1 protein-coding gene is annotated in these 1,039 nt (G+C 58.0%); it reads right to left on the bottom strand.

What is annotated here, in order from left to right; all coding sequences use genetic code 11:
- Positions 1-25: 25 nt before the first annotated feature.
- A complete protein-coding gene (locus GSQ88_RS36240) occupies positions 26-304 on the bottom strand; it encodes a hypothetical protein (protein ID WP_174248162.1) in 279 nt (92 codons plus the stop codon).
- Positions 305-1,039: the final 735 nt, after the last annotated feature.

The following is a 1,039-nucleotide window of genomic DNA, read 5'->3' as shown; positions in this document are numbered from 1 at the left end:
AGCTCCGACGAGGCGAGCGCTACCGTCAAGACTCGTCGCTCAAAGGGGTCAAAATTGGACGCCGATCCGGGGTCAAATTTGAACGCCGATTGACAATAATATAGGACGTCCAGGCTAGCCCGGTGCGGGCGTCTACAAATCCGAGATAGAACAGAATCAACGTCAGAAAAGCCGCGCTTAGTCCTGCGCCCCAAACGCCGAGCGTCACAAATCCGAACAGCGCGTCGATCTGTTCGACGGCAAGGCGCTGCGCCTCGCTTACCGCAACCTCGGCATTTTTGGCGTTATTGGTATGATTTAGCAAAGATTAGCTCACTTCAAAAAAGCTTTAGCGGGGGACTAGGATACGTGATCGCCTGTGGTGCTAGCGACGAATTGTTATCCCTATCGGTAGGCGACCTCGTCGAGATAGGTGATGAATTCAATGGTCATTTCCCAAGACGTCCGACCATAGCACGTCCTGCTTCCAGACCTTTGCTCTGTCTTGTATCGGCGGAATCGGTTAGGGTGGTCGCGGCAGCGTCCCGGAAGCCATGGGCGGCGTTGGACCTGGAAAAACCGCTCAACAATCCAAGACTGGCGCAGTAGCCTAAACGCGGGCACGCCGTTAGCGCTACGGCCGGGGTCTTCGTCGGACGCGTATAACGCACTAGCGTCTCGGGACGGATCGTGAGAGCCCCAAGATCGGTAGGACGCGGCACGTCCGGACGCTTGATGTCCTGCTGCATAGCTTGCCGAAACGATCCTTGACGTAGCCGACGCGCAGCTCAAGCACCTCGATTGTCTTGGGGTCGCGCACCGCGACGATCCTGCCGCGTTGACTTTCTCCACCTTCTTCTTCGACCCACTCGTCGGCCCATTGCTCGAAAGGCCGAGCGGCCGCCTGCCTGTGCTTGTCGAGCTGCTTTTCGGTGCTCGGGTCTTTGCCGTCCTTGAGTAGTTCTTTGGCTTGTCACGCTCGCGCCGCGCGTCGGCGAGCGAGAACGTGCCATCCTTGCCGTTGCCGTAAGAGCCGATGGAGTAGGTTTTCTGGCGGGCA

Source organism: Bradyrhizobium sp. S69 (assembly GCF_009766005.1).
Taxonomy (GTDB): Bacteria; Pseudomonadota; Alphaproteobacteria; order Rhizobiales; family Xanthobacteraceae; genus Bradyrhizobium.
Note: the sequence above shows the minus strand (reverse complement) of the source record. Positions and strands in the feature narration are given on the sequence as shown.